Annotated in this window: 16 protein-coding genes and 1 tRNA gene; 12 read left to right on the forward strand and 5 right to left on the reverse strand. The window is 67.8% G+C overall.

Annotated elements, in window-relative coordinates; all coding sequences use genetic code 11:
* Window positions 1-78 precede the first annotated feature (78 nt).
* A complete protein-coding gene (gene purU, locus ACJMKX_RS07595; protein WP_405223298.1) occupies window positions 79-957 on the reverse strand; it encodes a formyltetrahydrofolate deformylase in 879 nt (292 codons plus the stop codon).
* Window positions 954-1,997, reverse strand: coding sequence for an aminotransferase class V-fold PLP-dependent enzyme (locus tag ACJMKX_RS07600; RefSeq protein ID WP_405223301.1), 1,044 nt, complete (start codon window positions 1,995-1,997; stop codon window positions 954-956). Before ACJMKX_RS07600 ends, purU begins: the two co-directional genes overlap by 4 nt.
* Before the next feature lie 316 nt (window positions 1,998-2,313).
* On the opposite strand from ACJMKX_RS07600, the gene ACJMKX_RS07605 reads away from it, so the two are divergent.
* Window positions 2,314-3,504 (forward strand): amino acid aminotransferase, encoded by a 1,191-nt coding sequence (locus ACJMKX_RS07605; protein WP_405223304.1) that lies wholly within the window; start codon window positions 2,314-2,316, stop codon window positions 3,502-3,504.
* 7 nt (window positions 3,505-3,511) lie between these two features.
* Here the strand turns inward: ACJMKX_RS07605 and ACJMKX_RS07610 are convergent, their stop codons facing one another.
* Window positions 3,512-3,979 (reverse strand): Lrp/AsnC family transcriptional regulator, encoded by a 468-nt coding sequence (locus ACJMKX_RS07610; protein WP_405223307.1) that lies wholly within the window; start codon window positions 3,977-3,979, stop codon window positions 3,512-3,514.
* Window positions 3,980-4,108: 129 nt separating this feature from the next.
* On the opposite strand from ACJMKX_RS07610, the gene ACJMKX_RS07615 reads away from it, so the two are divergent.
* The 4 genes from ACJMKX_RS07615 to ACJMKX_RS07630 are packed head-to-tail and all read left to right on the forward strand — an operon-like array spanning window position 4,109 to window position 8,778.
* Window positions 4,109-5,203, forward strand: a complete 1,095-nt coding sequence (locus ACJMKX_RS07615) for a Leu/Phe/Val dehydrogenase (RefSeq protein ID WP_405223310.1) — start codon at window positions 4,109-4,111, stop codon at window positions 5,201-5,203.
* Window positions 5,204-5,239: 36 nt separating this feature from the next.
* Complete coding sequence (locus tag ACJMKX_RS07620) at window positions 5,240-6,481, forward strand: thiamine pyrophosphate-dependent enzyme (protein ID WP_405223312.1); 1,242 nt, start codon at window positions 5,240-5,242, stop codon at window positions 6,479-6,481.
* A 3-nt stretch (window positions 6,482-6,484) separates the two neighbouring features.
* Window positions 6,485-7,501: an alpha-ketoacid dehydrogenase subunit beta gene (locus ACJMKX_RS07625; RefSeq protein ID WP_405223315.1), complete on the forward strand. Its 1,017-nt coding sequence runs from the start codon at window positions 6,485-6,487 to the stop codon at window positions 7,499-7,501.
* Entirely contained in the window at window positions 7,498-8,778 is a 1,281-nt protein-coding gene (locus ACJMKX_RS07630; protein WP_405223318.1) for a dihydrolipoamide acetyltransferase family protein, read from the forward strand. Before ACJMKX_RS07625 ends, ACJMKX_RS07630 begins: the two co-directional genes overlap by 4 nt.
* Before the next feature lie 63 nt (window positions 8,779-8,841).
* On the opposite strand, the gene ACJMKX_RS07635 is transcribed toward ACJMKX_RS07630, so the two are convergent.
* Entirely contained in the window at window positions 8,842-10,047 is a 1,206-nt protein-coding gene (locus tag ACJMKX_RS07635) for a CaiB/BaiF CoA transferase family protein (RefSeq protein WP_405223321.1), read from the reverse strand.
* Window positions 10,048-10,224: 177 nt separating this feature from the next.
* Here ACJMKX_RS07635 and ACJMKX_RS07640 point away from each other — a divergent pair, with 177 nt between their 5' ends.
* The 3 genes from ACJMKX_RS07640 to def are packed head-to-tail and all read left to right on the forward strand — an operon-like array spanning window position 10,225 to window position 12,503.
* On the forward strand, window positions 10,225-11,181 hold the full coding sequence (locus ACJMKX_RS07640) for a hydroxymethylglutaryl-CoA lyase (RefSeq protein ID WP_405223324.1): 957 nt from the start codon (window positions 10,225-10,227) through the stop codon (window positions 11,179-11,181).
* A complete protein-coding gene (locus ACJMKX_RS07645) occupies window positions 11,178-11,975 on the forward strand; it encodes a formate/nitrite transporter family protein (protein ID WP_405223327.1) in 798 nt (265 codons plus the stop codon). The genes ACJMKX_RS07640 and ACJMKX_RS07645 overlap by 4 nt, the downstream gene beginning before the upstream one ends.
* Window positions 11,976-12,503 (forward strand): peptide deformylase, encoded by a 528-nt coding sequence (gene def, locus ACJMKX_RS07650; RefSeq protein WP_405223330.1) that lies wholly within the window; start codon window positions 11,976-11,978, stop codon window positions 12,501-12,503.
* Window positions 12,504-12,517: 14 nt separating this feature from the next.
* On the opposite strand, the gene ACJMKX_RS07655 is transcribed toward def, so the two are convergent.
* Window positions 12,518-12,594 (reverse strand) — tRNA-Met (locus tag ACJMKX_RS07655).
* Window positions 12,595-12,721: 127 nt separating this feature from the next.
* On the opposite strand from ACJMKX_RS07655, the gene ACJMKX_RS07660 reads away from it, so the two are divergent.
* The 4 genes from ACJMKX_RS07660 (at window position 12,722) to ACJMKX_RS07675 (ending at window position 16,311) form a co-directional block, all read left to right on the forward strand.
* Complete coding sequence (locus ACJMKX_RS07660; RefSeq protein WP_405223333.1) at window positions 12,722-13,246, forward strand: PH domain-containing protein; 525 nt, start codon at window positions 12,722-12,724, stop codon at window positions 13,244-13,246.
* Window positions 13,233-14,753: a PH domain-containing protein gene (locus tag ACJMKX_RS07665; protein WP_405223336.1), complete on the forward strand. Its 1,521-nt coding sequence runs from the start codon at window positions 13,233-13,235 to the stop codon at window positions 14,751-14,753. Before ACJMKX_RS07660 ends, ACJMKX_RS07665 begins: the two co-directional genes overlap by 14 nt.
* A gap of 197 nt (window positions 14,754-14,950) precedes the next feature.
* Window positions 14,951-15,451 (forward strand): hypothetical protein, encoded by a 501-nt coding sequence (locus ACJMKX_RS07670; protein WP_405223339.1) that lies wholly within the window; start codon window positions 14,951-14,953, stop codon window positions 15,449-15,451.
* A 38-nt stretch (window positions 15,452-15,489) separates the two neighbouring features.
* A complete protein-coding gene (locus tag ACJMKX_RS07675; RefSeq protein ID WP_405223341.1) occupies window positions 15,490-16,311 on the forward strand; it encodes a hypothetical protein in 822 nt (273 codons plus the stop codon).
* The last annotated feature ends 2 nt before the right edge of the window (window positions 16,312-16,313 follow it).

The raw sequence follows: 16,313 nt of genomic DNA on the forward strand, positions 1-16,313 counted from the left end.
AGAGGTTCATGATACGAACGCCGTTGGCCCGGGACAATCGATCCCCGGAAGCGGCGGACCGCAGGTGGACCGCAACACTCAGGCGAAGATGACGGTCTTCGCGCCGTTCAGCAGGATGCGGCGCTCGATATGCCAGCGCACGGCCCGCGCGAGGACGCTCGCCTCCGTCTCCCGGCCGATGCCTGTCATCTCCACCTCGCTGGTGGCGTGGCTGACACGCCGCACGTCCTGCTCGATGATCGGCCCCTCGTCGAGGTCCTCCGTGACGTAGTGCGCCGTGGCGCCGATCAGCTTCACGCCCCGCTCGTGGGCCTGGCGATACGGCATCGCTCCCTTGAAACTCGGCAGGAAGGAGTGATGGATATTGATGCAGCGGCCCGTAAGCGCCCGGACCATATCGCCCGAGAGGATCTGCATGTAGCGGGCCAGCACCACCAGGTCGATGCGGTGCTCGCCGACGAGGCGCAGCACCTCCGCCTCCTGCTCAGGCCGGCTGTCCTTCGACACCGGCAGGTGCACGAAGGGGACGCCGTGCCACTCGGCGAGCTCCCGGGCGTCGTCATGGTTGGAGACGACCAGCGGGATGTCCGCCCTCAGCGCGCCGGTCTCGCGCCGGTGCAGTAGGTCGCGCAGACAGTGGTCGAACTTCGACACCATGATCATCACTCGCGGCGCTACCGCGCAGTCGTGCAGTTCCCAGCCGATGCCGAGCCTCACCGCGAGCTCGCCGATCGCCGCGCCGAAGGCGGCGGCCGCCTCGTCCGAAGGCAGCAGTGCGTGCATGCGCACGAAGAACTCGTCGGTGCTGTCGTCGGCGAAGGACTGGGCGTCGCGGACGTCGCCGCCCTGCTCCGCCAGCGCGCCGGTCACCGCTGCCAGGATGCCCGGACGGTCCGGGCAGTGCATGGTCAGGATGTACTCGCGAGCCCGCGGTCCCGCCGCATTGTCTTGGGTCACAGCGTCGCCACCGCATCGCCGAGGCGGGCCACCGTGCGCTCGACGTTCGCCAGCTTGTCCAGTCCGAACAGGCCGATGCGGAAACTGCGGTAGTCGTCCGGCTCACCGCACATCAGCGACACCCCCGCGGCGATCTGCAGCCCTTGCGCCGCGAACCGACTGCCGTTCTGTATGTCCGGGTCCTCGGTGTAGGAGACCACCACCCCCGCGGCCTGGAAACCCGGCGCGGCAACGCTGGGGTAGCCCGCCTCTTCCAGCACGGCCCGCACCCGACGGCCGAGTTCCAATTGCGCATCGCGGGCACGCTCGTAGCCGAACTCGCGCGTCTCGTGCAGCGTGTCGCGGAACTGGCGCAGGCCATCGGTGGGCATCGTGGCGTGATAGGCATGTCCGCCGTTCTCGTAGGCCTGCATGATCTGCAGCCACTTGCGGAGATCGCAGGCGAAACTGCCGCTCTCGCTCGCCTCCACGTACTCGCGCGCGCGGCGGCTCAACATCACCAGCCCGGCACAGGGCGTGGAGCTCCAGCCCTTCTGGGGCGCACTGATCAGCACGTCGACGCCCAGCGCCTGCATGTCCACCCAGAGGCAGCCGGAGGCAACGGAGTCCAGCACGAACAGGCCGTCCACCTCGTGCGCGGCATCGGCGACCGCACGCACGTAATCGTCGGGCAGCAGGAGGCCGGCCGAGGTCTCCACGTGGGGCGCGAAGACCACCGACGGCCGCTCCGCCCGAATGCGCTCGACGACCTCGTCGACCGGCGGAGGGGTGAACGGCGCCCGAACGCCCTCGCCGCTCTGCCTGGCGGTGAGCACCGTGGATCCGGCCGCGAAGCCACCCATGTCCAGGATCTGGGTCCAGCGGTAGCTGAACCAGCCGTTGCGCACGATCAGGCAGTGCCGGCCGGTCGCGAGCTGGCGGGCGACCGCTTCCATGGCGAAAGTGCCGCCGCCCGGCACCGCCACCACGGCGTCGGCGCCGTAGACGTCCTTCAGGCCGGCCGAGATATCGTTCATGACCCCCTGGAAGAGGGCCGACATATGATTCAGCGAACGGTCGGTGAAGACCACCGAATATTCGAGCAGACCCTCGGGATCAACCGGGGAATCGACCCGGGAATCGACTTGAGGATCAATTGCAGGATCGATCTCGGATCGCGGGCCGGGCATGGCGCTTCCTCGTTGGCAGGGGTTGGCAGGACAATGGCAAGAGCGGCGAGAGAATAGCAGCCGCGCCGGCACCTTCCCAGCCGGCCGGTGACCAAATCCCCGGACGAACGCGTTATGCTTAGCCGCATTGCAGCGGATACCGCCGGCCCGCCGGCAGAACACCTCACAACAAGGCGAACCAGACTCCATGTTCGAACAAGTCAAACCCGTCCCGCCCGATCCCATCCTCGGCATCATCGCCGCCTACGCCGCCGACACGAACCCGAAGAAGGTCGACCTCGGCATCGGCGTCTACCGCAACGAGGAGGGCGAGACGCCGGTACTCGGATCCGTCAAGGAAGCCGAGGAACGGCTCCTGCAGACCGAAACCAGCAAGGCCTACCTCGGCCCCGCCGGCGTGGCAGGATTCAACGAGGGTATGACCGAACTGCTGTTCGGCGCCGACAGCGAGGTGGTCAGGGCCGGCCGCGTGCGTACCATCCAGACGCCCGGAGGCACGGGCGCGCTGCGCGTGGCCGGCGATCTCATCCACCGGGCCAGCCCCGGCACGGAACTCTGGGCCAGCGACCCGACCTGGGGCAACCATCTCGCCCTGTTCCCGGCGGCCGGTCTGCCGATGCACAGCTATCCCTATTTCGATCCGGAGACCAGCAGCCTGCGCTACGCCGACATGATGGAGGCCATCGGGCAGCGCCGCGCCGGCGATGCCGTGCTGTTCCATGCCTGCTGCCACAACCCCTGCGGCGTCACGCCGGACCCGGACCAGTGGGAGGAGGTCGTGGATCTCGCCGCAGAGAAGGGTTTCACGCCCGTGATCGATACCGCCTACATGGGCTTCGAGCGCGGTCTGGAGGAGGACTGCCTGGCCGTGCGGCTGTTCGCGGAACGCTGCCCCGAGGTGATCATCGCCACCTCCTGCTCGAAGAACTTCGCGCTGTACCGGGACCGGGTCGGGGCGCTGACGGTGGTCACGGAGAATGCCGACCGGGCCAGCGCCGTGGAGACGGTCATCAACAAACTGACCCGGGCGAACTACTCGATGCCGCCCGCCCACGGCCCGGGCGTGGTCGACATCATCCTGCACGACGACGAGCTGCGCGCTCGCTGGGTCGGGGAAGTGGACGGCATGCGCGACCGCATCAACGGCCTGCGGCGGGTGCTGGCGGAGAAGTTCCGCGACGCCGGCGTCGCGCGCGACTTCTCCTTCATGGAGCGCCAGTCCGGCATGTTCTCGTTCATGGGGCTGTCGGTGGACCAGGTGCGGCGGCTGCGCGACGAGTACTCCATCTACATGGTCGACTCCGGGCGGATCAACGTGGCTTCACTGAACGCCGGCAACATCGACTACTTCGTCGAATCCGTCGCCGCCGTACTCTGAGGCGGCGCTAGAGCGGCAGCACGGTGGTGTGCTTGATGCGCGACAGCGCGATGTTCGACGTGATCTCCTGCACGCCGGGCACCTGGGAGAGCTTATCGAAGAAGAAGCGCTCGTAGGCCTTGATGTCCTCGGCGACGATGCGCAGCAGGAAGTCCACCGTGCCCATGAGAAGGTAGCATTCCTGCACCTCCGGGAAGGCCCGAACGGCATCGGCAAACGCCGACAGGTTGCTGCGCCCGTGAGAGGTGAGCTTCACCAGCGCGAACACCATCGTATTGAGCCCCACCTTCTCGGCATCCAGCACCGCGGCCTGTTCGCGGATCACGCCGGCCTCGCGCAGCCGCTGGATGCGCCGCCAACAGGCGGACTGGGACAGACCGATGGCCTCGCCGATGGCCGAGGCATTGATTCCCGGCTCCGTCTGGAGGAGATTGAGGATGTGGCGGTCGGTCTTGTCGAGATCGGGCGTCTGCATGGTGAAACCGTTCTGGCGGGCAAGAACGCATTCATTATGCGCAAATTGGCATTGATGCCAATGAAATTTCAGAAATAATTCCCTCCCACCGGGATATATTTTAGGGTCAGGTACTGCAGGGGGCAGCCGGTGAGCGTATTCGATCATCCCGAATTCGATCAGCACGAATCGATCCACCACTTCTATGATCCCGCCTCGGGGCTGGAGGCCATCATCGCCGTGCATTCGACGGCACTGGGTTCCGCGGCCGGCGGCTGCCGCCGCTGGCAGTACGCCAGCGAAGCCGATGCACTCACCGACGCGCTGCGGCTGTCCCGTGGCATGACTTACAAGAACGCCGTTGCCGAACTGCCCTTCGGCGGCGGCAAATCGGTCATCCTCGCCAGCGACCGGGCGCCGAAGTCACCGGAGCTGTTCGCCGCCTTCGGTCGCGCCGTGGCCTCCCTGCACGGGCGCTACATCACGGCCGAAGACGTCGGCATCAGCGTGGAGGACATGCGCGCGGTGCGGGCAGAGACCGAATTCGTCTCGGGCCTGCCCCAGAGCGGCGAGAGCGCCGGCGGCGATCCATCGCCCTGGACTGCGCTGGGCCTGTTCCTCGGCATCCGTGCCGCGGTGGAAGCGAAACTGGGCACCGACTCGCTGCAGGGCGTCCGCGTGGCCGTGCAGGGCGTCGGCCACGTCGGCTGGCACCTGTGCCGACGGCTCCGTGAGGCAGGCGCCGAGCTGATCGTCTCCGACGTCAACCGGCGCAACGCCGAGCGCGCGCGGGAGGAACTCGGCGCGAGCGTGGTGCCGGTCGGCGAACTCCTGGCCGCGGAAGCGGAGGTGCTGGCACCCTGCGCACTCGGCAACATTCTCACTTCGGCCAGCATCCCGAGGCTGCGGGTGAAGATCGTGGCCGGCGGCGCGAACAACCAGCTCTCGACGGCCGGGGACGGCGCGCGGCTGGCGGCACGCGGCATCCTCTATGCGCCGGACTACGTCATCAACGCCGGTGGCGTGATCAGCGTGGCGCGGGAGTACCTGGGCGGCAGCTCCAGGGAAGAGGTGCGCGCCGAGATCAGTCGCATCCCGGATCGGCTGCGCGCCATCTTCGCCGAGGCCGAGGAGACCGGGCGGCCCACGAACGAGGTCGCCGACGAACTCGCCCGCCGCATCGTCGCCGGCGGGGCGGCCCGGCCCGCGGAGGAGACAGCGCCCGCCGGCCGACACGTTTCATGAGAATCCTATGGTAATCCGAGGGGGGATCCTCGACGCATGACCAAAAAGTCACGCCTGCACATTCCGCATCCTGCGGCACGTCCCGGTGAAGAGCCGGATTTCAGCTATCTCCAACTGGAGCCCGCGGGCGCCCATGCCCGGCCGCCCATCGACGCGCGCACCAGGGAGCTGGACGAGCTCAGCACGGGCCTGATCCGCGTGCTGGACGACGACCACAAGGCGGTCGGGCCCTGGGACCCGGACATCGATGCCGCCGAGCTGCAGCGGGCGCTGCGCTGGATGCTGCTCACCCGGGTCTTCGACGAGCGCATGTGGCAGGCCCAGCGCCAGGGCCGCATCTCCTTCTACGTGCAGTCCCTCGGCGAGGAGGCCGTCTCCATCGGCCAGGGCATGGCGCTGCGGCCCGGGGACATGTGCTTCCCCTCCTACCGCAGCCAGGCGCTGTTCCTGTACCGCGGCACGAAGCTGGTCGATCTCATGTCCCAGTGCCTGTCCAACACCCGGGACATGTGCAAGGGCCGGCAGATGCCCATCATGTACCACAGCCGGGACGGCAACATCTTCTCCGTCTCGGGCAACCTGGCCACCCAGTACCCGCACGCCGTCGGCTGGGCCATGGCGGCGGCCATCAAGGGCGAGGACCACGTAGCCACGAGCTGGCTGGGCGACGGCAGCACGGCCGAGGCCGACTTCCACCACGCGCTGACCTTCGCCGCCGTCTATCAGGCGCCGGTGATCCTGAACGTGGTGAACAACCAGTGGGCCATCTCCACCTTCCAGGGCTTCGCCGGCGGCGAGCGGCGACCGTTCGCGGCGCGGGGCCTCGGCCTCGGCATACCGGGCATCCGGGTGGACGGCAACGACCTGCTGGCAGTCTATGCGGTCACGCTGTGGGCGGCGGAGCGCGCCCGGCGCGGCGGCGGCCCGACGCTGATCGAGCATGTCACCTACCGCGGCGGCGCCCATTCCACCAGTGACGACCCCTCGAAGTACCGGCCGAAGGACGAGTGGGCGGCCTTCCCGCTGGGCGACCCCATCGATCGCCTTAAGGACCACCTGATCGCCATCGGCCACTGGTCCGAGGAGAAGCACCAGGCACTGCGCGACGAACTCAAGGAGGAAGTCTCCGCCGCCTGGAAGGAGGCCCAGACCTACGGCACGATGACCGATGGTCCCTGGCTGGATCCGTCGGAGATGTTCGACGACGTCTTCGCCGAGACGCCGCCGCACCTGGAAGCCCAGCGGCGGCAATTGCTCGAATTCGAGGAGGAGGACTGAGTCATGGCACAGATGACCATGGTGCAGGCCATCCGTTCGGCGATGGACGTGATGATGGAGAAGAATCCCGACGTCATCGTCATGGGCGAGGACGTAGGCTACTTCGGCGGCGTGTTCCGCTGCACGGACGGCCTGCAGAGAAAGTACGGTGAACACCGGGTGATCGACGCGCCCATCGCCGAGGGCGGCATCATCGGCGCGGCCATCGGCATGGCCGTGAACGGACTGAAACCGGTGGCCGAGATCCAGTTCGCCGACTACATCTATCCGGGCTTCGACCAGGTGGTGAGCGAACTCGCCCGTATCCGTTACCGGACCGGCGGCGACTTCGACGCGCCGGTGACCATCCGCACGCCCTGCGGCGGCGGCATCCGCGGCGGCCAGACCCACTCCCAGAGCCCGGAGGGCATCTTCACCCACGTAAGCGGCATCAAGACCGTGATGCCGTCGAACCCGTATGATGCGAAGGGCCTGCTGATCAGCGCCATCGAGTCACCGGATCCGGTGGTGTTCTTCGAGCCGAAGCGCATCTACCACGGCCCGTTCGACGGCGACCCCGACAAGCCGGCGCTATCCTGGTCCAACCACCCCAAGGGCGAGGTGCCCGAGGACTACTACACCGTGCCGCTGTCGAAGGCGGACATCGTGACCGCGGGCGAGGACCTGACCATCGTGACCTACGGCACCATCGTGCACGTGGCGCAGGCGGCGGCGAAACTCGCCGGGGTGAACGCGGAGATCATCGACGTGCGCACGTTGATGCCGCTCGACATCGACACCATCGCCGAGTCGGTGCGCAAGACCGGGCGCTGCCTGATCGCCCACGAGGCCACCCGCTTCAGCGGCTACGGGGCGGAGCTGACGGCCGGCATCCAGGAGACCTGCTTCTACTACCTGGAGGCGCCGATCGAGCGGGTGACGGGCTGGGATACACCCTATCCCCATGCTTTCGAATGGAAATACTTCCCCGGCCAGAAGCGCGTGGCCGCCGGGATCCGCAAGGTGATGGAGGCAGGATGAGCGAATACATCTTCAAACTGCCCGACCTCGCGGAAGGCACCACGGAAGCCGAGATCGGCGAGTGGAACGTGAAGGTCGGCGACCAGGTGACCGAGGACGACGTCGTCTGCACCATGATGACGGAGAAAGCCGCGGTGGAAGTCTCCTCCCCGGTCTCCGGCAAGGTCACGAAGGTCGCCGGCGAACCCGGCGACATGGTGCAGGTCGGCACGCCGCTGATCGTCTTCGAGACGAAAGAGAATGTAGGAGGGCCTTCAGGCCCGACGGACGACGAGGAGAAGGGAACCGGGGCTAAAGCCCCTCCCACAGGAGGTGCTTCAGACCAGGCCAGGGAACCCGAAGCCGCGCCGAAGCACGTAGGAGGGCCTTCAGGCCCGACCCAAAAACCCGGGTCACCCGAACGCACCCGCAAAGGCAAGGTCATCACCTCCCCCGCCATCCGCCGCCGCGCCAAGGAAGCGGGCATCGACCTCACCGAGGTGGAGGGCTCCGGCCCCCGCGGGCGCATTCTGCGCGAGGACTTCGAGCGCCATGTCGAGCAGCGCTCCGCCGGCGGCCCGGGACCCTCCCCACGCCGCGCCACGGGCGCCACCGAGGTGAAGATCATCGGCCTGCGCCGGGTCATCGCAGAGCGCATGGCGAAGGCGAAGCAGGAGATACCCCACTTCGCCTACGTCGAGGAGATCGACGTCACCGAACTCGAGGCGCTGCGCAAACACCTGAACGGGAAGAAATCGGACTCCGCCGAACGACTCACCCTGCTGCCGTTCATCGGCCTGGCCCTGATCCGCGCGCTGGCCGACTTCCCCCAGTGCAATACCACCCACGATGCCGAGCGCAAGCTGCTGCTGCGCCACAACCCGGTGCATCTCGGTGTCGCCACCCAGACCGGCGACGGGCTGAAGGTACCGGTCGTGCGTCACGCGGAAGCCCGCGACCTGGACGACCTCGCCGGCGAGATCCGGCGGGTCACGGAGGCGGCCAGGGAAAAGAGCGCGAAGCCTGACGAGCTGAAGGGCTCGACCATCACCATCACCAGCCTCGGCAAGCTGGGCGGCATCGTCTCCACGCCGGTGATCAATCAGCCGGAGGTGGCCATCATCGGCGTGAACAAGGCCGTGCAGCGTCCGGTGATCGTCGACGGCCAGGTGACGGCACGGCTCATGATGAACCTGTCCTCTTCCTTCGATCACCGCTTCGTGGACGGTTACGACGCGGCCGCCATGATCCAGCGCATGAAGGAGCTGCTGGAACATCCGGCGACGCTGTTCATCTGAGGCGCGGTACCTGACGATCGATTTCCGGGGTGCCGAATCCGCGGCCTTTCCCGCGGCTGCCCGCTACTCGCCGGCGGCGAGCCCGGTCTCGAACAGCCGGGCGATCTCCTCGGCCGGATAACCGAGTTCGTCGAGCACCGCGGCGGTATGCTGGCCCTGGCGAGGCACATCGTGGTGCAGACCGAAACGCTCGCCTGCCATCTCCAGCGGCAGCGCCGGCAGCTTCGCGGTATCGCCGGCATACTCGCCACCGGGCACGGTGACCTTCACCAGGCCCTCGCCGGCATTGAGATGGGGGTCGTCGAACATCTCCTCCGGCTTCGCGATGGGCGCAAACGGCAGGCCCGTCTGCTCCAGCCTGGCCATCAACTCGGCCTTGGTGTAACGGCGGAACGTCTCCCTGATGACCGGGATGATGCGGTCGCGCTGCCGCACCCGGTCGCCATTGGCCGCCAGCGTCTCGTCGGCGGCGAATTCCGTCAGGCCGAAGGCCTCGCAGAACAACCGCCACTGGGTATCGCTCACCACGCCCACGAACACCTGCTCGTCATCGGCCGTGTCGAACACCTCGTACACCGCCCAGGCGGAGACGCGCGCCGGCATCGGCGCCGCCGGCGTGCCCGTGACCGCGTGCTGCGCCATGTGTTGACCCACCAGGAACACCGTGTTCTCGAACAGCGAGCTGACCACCTTCTGGCCCTCGCCGGTGCGATGGCGCTGCTCCAGCGCGGCCAGCACGCCCATGGCGCCGAACATGCCACCCTGCACGTCGATGACGCTCGCCCCGGCTCGCAGCGGGCGCCCCGGCGGTCCCGTCATATAGGCGAGACCGCCCATCATCTGCGCCACCTCGTCCAGCGCCGTGCGGTGCTCGTAGGGCCCGGCCAGGAAACCCTTCTCGGAACAGTAGATCAGGCGCGGATTCAGCGCGCGCATCGCCTCCCAGCCGAAGCCGAGCTTGTCCATGGCGCCCGGCCGGAAGTTCTCGATCAGCACGTCGGCCGATTCCGCCAGCTTCAGCGCCGCTGCCTTGCCCTCGGCAGACTTGAGGTCCAGGCAGATCGAGCGCTTGTTGCGGTTGTACATCGGGAAATAGCCCGCGCCGGAGCCGAGCAGCCGCCGGGTGTTGTCGCCCTTCACCGGCTCGACCTTGATGACGTCGGCGCCCATGTCGGCCAGCAGCAGCCCGCAGGCAGGCCCCATTACCATGTGGGTGAACTCGACCACCCTGATACCGGCCAGCGGCAGCTCTTCGCGGTCTCGTGTCATCGTCGTCCTCTCATCTGTAGGAGGGCATTCAGGCCCGACTGTGGAATTGCTGAATCGGGGCTAAAGCCCCTCCTACATGCTTCGATCGGGTCGGGCCTGAAGGCCCTCGTACGGGTTGGGCAAGGTAGCGTAGGATAGTATGGTTGTCATCCGCACGTCAGCCGAGTAACGGGGACCATGAGCACGAACACTACCCGCATCCTGGTGAGCGAGGTCGGACCGCGGGACGGTCTGCAGAGCATCGATTCGATCATGCCGACAGAGGCAAAGAAGGCCTGGATCGCCGCCGAGGCGGAAGCCGGCGTGCGCGAGATCGAGGTGGGCTCGTTCGTGCCGCCGAAGCTCCTGCCCCAGCTGGCCGATACGGCGGAGATCGTCCGCTACGCACGCACCCTGCCGGGCCTCACGGTGGCCGCCCTGGTGCCGAACCTCAGGGGCGCGCAGGACGCCGTGGCCGCCGGCGCCCACAAGATCACGCTGCCGCTGTCGGTCAGCGAGACCCACAGCAAGGCGAACCTGCGCAAGACCCACGCCGAGGTGCTGGAAGAGGTGCGCGCCATCGTCCAGCTGCTGGGTACGCTGCCGGCCGACGAGCGGCCCGGGTTCGAAGGCGGGCTGTCCACGGCGTTCGGCTGCACGCTCGAGGGACCGGTGGACGAGCGCAAGGTCGTGCAACTCGCTGTCAGGTTGATGGAGCTCGGTTGCGACGAGGTGGGACTCTCCGACACCACCGGTTACGCGAATCCGGCCCAGCTGCAGCGGATGGTGAAACTGGTGCGGGCCGAGGTGGGCGACGATGCGCTCACCGGCGTACACCTGCACAACACCCGCGGGCTGGGCCTGGCGAATGCGCTGGCGGCGCTGGAGGTCGGCATCACCACGCTCGATGCCTCCCTCGGCGGCATCGGCGGCTGTCCGTTCGCGCCGGGGGCCAGCGGCAATATCGTCACCGAGGACCTGGTGTTCATGCTCGACAGCATGGGTTACGAGACCGGCATCGACATCGAGAGGCTGCTGAACGTGCGTAACGTCGTGCGCGAGGCCCTGCCCGACGAGGAACTCTTCGGCTTCACCCCCGATGCCGGCCTGCCGAAAGACTACCGGGCTCCCTGGGGCCTGCCCTCCGCCGCATGAACGAGAAGACCGAGAAGAAGGAGGCGGAAGAGCGGCAACGCCTGCGTTCGCCGCTCATCTACGAGATCGTCCGCCGCGAGGGCATCGAGGAACTGCGCCGGCCCACCTCATCGCTCTGGTGGTCGGGGCTCGCGGCCGGCGTCGGCATCTCCGCCTCGCTGCTGGGCACCGGACTGCTTTTCCACTATCTGCCCGCTGCCGACTGGGCGCCGGCGGTCAGCAGTTTCGGTTACTGCCTGGGCTTCCTCATCGTCGTCCTCGGACGCCTGCAGCTGTTCACGGAGCAGACGGTCACGGCGGTGCTGCCGCTGCTGAAGAACCCGAAACGGGAAAACTGGATCGGACTCGGCCGGCTGTGGGGCGTCGTCCTGATCGCGAACCTGACCGGCACTTTCCTGACCGCGGTCTTCATCGTGGCCGCAGGACCGGTCCATCCGGAGCATCTCGAGGCCATGCTCGAGGTGAGCCGGAAATTTGCCCAGATGGCTCCCGGCGAGGCAATCGGCCTCGGCATCCCCGCCGGCTTCCTGGTGGCCGCCATGGTCTGGATGATCCCCAACGCCAAGGGCAGCGAGTTCTGGGTGGTGATCGCCATGACCTATCTCATCGCCCTGGGCGGCTTCGCCCATGTGATCGTCGGCTCTTCCGAGGTGTTCCTGCTGCAGCTTTCGGGCGAGCTGGGCATCGTCGAGGGACTGTTCGGACTGATCCTGCCGAGCCTGCTCGGCAACATCATCGGAGGCACGGGACTCTTCGCGCTGCTCGCCTACGGCCAGGTGCAGGAGGAGTTCTGAATGGCCATCCGGCCGATCCTCCGCATGGGCGATCCCCGGCTGCGGCAGGTCTCCCGGCCGGTGGAGGCCTTCGACACGCCGGAACTGCACGACCTGATTGCAGACCTGTTCGACACCATGGCCGACGCCGACGGCGCCGGGCTCGCCGCGCCCCAGATCGCCGTGCCGCTGCGGGTCATGATCTTCGGCGTGGAATCGAACCCGCGCTACCCGGATGCCGAGCCGGTGCCCACCACCGTACTGGTGAACGCCAGCTACGAGGTGCTCGACGAGGCGCAGGTCAGCGGCTGGGAGGGCTGCCTGTCCGTGCCCGGCATGCGAGGCCGGGTACCGCGCTACCGGCGTATCCGTTACCGGGGCTTCGACCCGTACGGCGAGCCCGTCGAGCGCGAAGCCGATGGCTTCCACGCCGTGGTATTCCAGCACGAGTACGACCACCTCGACGGCATCCTGTACCCGGACCGCATCGTCGAGAAGGAGAAATTCGGGTTCGAGCGCGAGCTGGTCGAAGCCGGCGTCTTCGACTAGCGGGCGGAAGTGGATGGTGGTGATGGGTGGATTTGAACCACCGACCTCAGCATTATGAGTGCCGCGCTCTGACCAACTGAGCTACATCACCACGGCAGGGGACCCCCGGGTCGGGGGGCGTGAATTGTCGGCCGCGGGGCCCGCGGAGTCAAGCGCCGCTGCCGGGTCCTCTGTGCCGGTATAATCCCGGTCCGTCTCCGCCCCGGACCCCCTCCCCGATGTTCGAAAATGCCGAGATACCGCTGGAATCCCTGCCCTCCGTGGAGGAGGTCAGCTGGCAGCCGATCGCCCGCAGCTACCTGGCGGAACTCATCGCCGGGCACGTCGTCGGCCTCGGCATCGCGCTCCTCGTGGCGTTCGGCGGCACGGCCCTCGGCATCATCGATGCGCCTGGCTCCGTGCCGAAGGGTGTGGCGCTCTATGCCGCCGTGCATCTGCTCGTGGTCGCCGTCTGGTCGCCGCTGTCGGTCCGGCACCGGGGCTATGCACTGCGCGAGCACGACCTGCTGTACCGGGTCGGCGTGCTGCGCCGCAAGCTGATCGCGATTCCGTTCAACCGCATCCAGCACGTCGAGACCACCAGCGGCGTCACCGAGCGTCTGTTCGGCCTGGCCACGCTCGTGTTCTACACCGCCGGCGGCAGCGGCGGCGATCTCAAGATCCGCGGGCTCGAGACCGACCAGGCACACCGGCTGCGGGAACACATCCTGCGCCGTGCCGGACAGGCCGATGAGTCTCTCTGATCCGGCCGGCTGGCAGCGAGCCTCGCCGCTGTCGGTGCTGTTCTACGTCGGCCAGATACTGCGCGGAGTCGCCCGCAACCTGTTCCAGGCCGTCGTGCCCGCCACCGCGGTGGTGATCAGCACGGGCTGGACCACCCGGGACCGGCTCTACGGTCTGGCCGGCGCCCTCCTCGTCGCACTGATCCTGGTGGCCGTCGGGCGCTGGCTGCGGTTCCGTTTCCGCATCGACGAGGAAGGCATCCGCATCCGCCAGGGTATCTTCCAGCGCGAGGAGCTCGATATCGGCTACGACCGCATCCAGGGCATCAACACCACCCAGAACCCGATCTACCGGCTGTTCGGCCTGGTGGACCTGAAGCTTGACACCGCAGGCTCGGCGACGGCCGAGGGCCACCTGCCCGCCATCCCGGCCGACCTGGGCGACCGATTGCGGGGACGCATCCGGCGCCGCAAGCACGAGAGCGCGGACGGGGTGACCGGCACGGAGGAAGTGGTCTCGGACGAAGGCGAGACCCTGCTGGCGCTGTCCCCCGGCGACATGGTCCGGATCGGCCTGACGAGCAACGGCGCGCTGATCCTGCTCGCCGTGCTGGCGCCTCTCGCCGATCAGCTCGGCGAACGCGCCGGTCCCTGGCTCGAGCGCACGTTCGGGCCCGTCGCCGAGACGCTGCAGGAGCTGTCCGCCGGTGCAGCAGCCATCGTGGCCGTCGGCAGCATCGTCGCCGCTGCCATGGTCCTGATGGGCATCTCGATTCTAGGCGCCTTCCTGCGCCATCACGGCTACACGCTCAGCACCGACGGCGAGGTCATCCGCTCCCGCGGCGGACTGCTCACCACCCACGAGCATTCCATGGGGCTCGGCAAACTGCAGGTGCTGCGCATCCGCCAGGGACCGCTACTGCGGCTGTTCGGCGCCTTCCGCATGGTCGCCAAGCAGGCCGCCAGCCACGCCGTGAATACGCGCAAGAGCTTCCTGATTCCGCTGGCACCGTCCTCGTTCATCGAGCGCGCGCCGGTCGTGTTTTTCGGCGACGAAGGCCGCGAGGTCGATCTGCGCATGGACGGCAACGGCTTCCACCCGATCTCCCGACGCTATGTCCGCTCGCGGACGTTGCTGTTCGGCGGCTTCGGCGCCGTGGCCGGTCTGCTGCTGGCCGCCATCAACGTGCCGTTGGCTGTCGCCACCGTCATCGCCCTGCTCGTGCCGCCGGCCGCCTGGCCCCTGATCCGTCGCCGATACGCCCGCTGGGGCCTCGCGCTCACCGCGGATGCGGCGGTGGTACGCCAGGGCTTCGTTGGCTCTACGCTGCAGGCGTTCCTGTTGCGCAAGGTGCAGCGGGTGGACGTGGTGCAGTCGCCGTTCCAGCGCCGCCACGGCCTGGTCACGCTGCAGTTCGTCCTGGCGGCGGAGACGGTGACCGTGCCCTGGCTCGACGAGACCGTGGCGCTGCACCTCTGCGACCGGGTGCTCTACCGGGTGGAATCCAGCCGCCTGGCCTGGTTGTAGGAGGGCCTTCAGGCCCGACCCCGGCCGCCCCTGAACTACGGCCGGTTGCCGCTGCCAATGGAATTCCGGGCGGCCCGCCGGGTCAGAAAGCGGAGGCCATCGGCCATCGGCCATCGGCCATCGGCCGGCGGCCGAAGTACGCAGAGAGGTACGTGATGCGACAACGATCGGGCAACGCAGCAGCATCAATCCTGGCTATGACAATCCTGGTGCTCGCCACCGGCACGCAGGCGGATCCGCCGGACGAGCAGAAGGCGGCCCCGACGACGGAAGACGCCATGGATCCGGCGTCGGACCCCACGGGAGTCTGGGTGTCCGCGGACAGCGAGACGAGACGGACGCTGACCCTGGACGGCGATCAGCTGGAAGGGCGTTGGGGGCGGGATTCCGAAGACGGACGATACCCCACCGGCGGCTATCGGCTTACCCGCGTCGATGCGGAACACTACCGCGGCACCGCCAGCGCGAAATGGCGATGCTGGTACTACAGCCAGGGCTATCGGCGGGAGAACGATTGCGCGGCGGAATATCCCATCGAACTCAGGCTGACCGGCACCGGCCGGATCGAGGGACGCCTTTTCATGCCGAGCCTCGACGCCCAGCTCACCGATGACGAGCGTGCCAGAGACTGCGATGCCTGCGGCGAAAACAGAGAGAGCGTCTGGCAGAGTTTCCTGTGGGTCCGCGAAGAAGACTAGAACAACGTGGCGCGACGGGGCCACGCCGCCTGCTCGCCGTGACAATGGCGGTCGCGGCCACGCTCGTATTCGCCTTCTGCGCATTGCCCGCCTCGGCCGCCGACCTGGAATTCCACTTTGCGGACCGCTTCGATGCCGCCGAGCGCGCGAAACTCACCGCTTGGGTCAGCACGGTCGCCGACGCCACCGAGGAACTCGCAGGACCTTTCGGGTTCCCGATCGACGTCCACTTCGAACGCACTCGCTCGTCCCAGCCGGTGCCCTGGGCGCGTACGCTGAGGGGCCGCCGTCAGGGCATCCGTTTCTACGTGGACCCGAGCCACCCGGCCGAGGCGTTTCTGGGCGACTGGACGGCGCCGCACGAATTCAGCCACCTGCTGCTGCCCTATCTCGGCAGCCGACATGCCTGGTTCGCGGAAGGCTTCGCCAGCTTCATGCAATACCAGGTGATGCACGCGATGGGAGTGCTGGACCCGGCAGACGCCGCGCGGCGCTACCGAGAGCGGCTGCAGCGCGCGGAGCGGGCTTACACACGGCACGGCGAGACCTTCGTCGCCGCGGCACCCCGGCTGCGCGCGGAGCGCAAGTACCCCACGCTGTACTGGGGCGGCGCGGTGTTCTTCTTCCGTCTGGACGCGCGGCTACGCGCCAACGCGGACCTGGGCTTGCTCGACCTGCTGAGGGATTACGTGGCCTGCTGCCGCCGCAACCGCGACGATCTGACGGCGCTCATCCGCGACCTCGACCGGCTGCTCGGCGCGGATCATTGCGCCGATGAACTTGCCGCATTCGCCGCGGAGCGCGGCTTTCCGGAATACGACGATCTGGAGCCGGGCATCGTCAGCCGACCCGGCGATTAATC

The sequence above is a fragment of the Lentisalinibacter sediminis genome (assembly GCF_040706615.1).
Lineage (GTDB): Bacteria > Pseudomonadota > Gammaproteobacteria > Steroidobacterales > Woeseiaceae > Lentisalinibacter > Lentisalinibacter sediminis.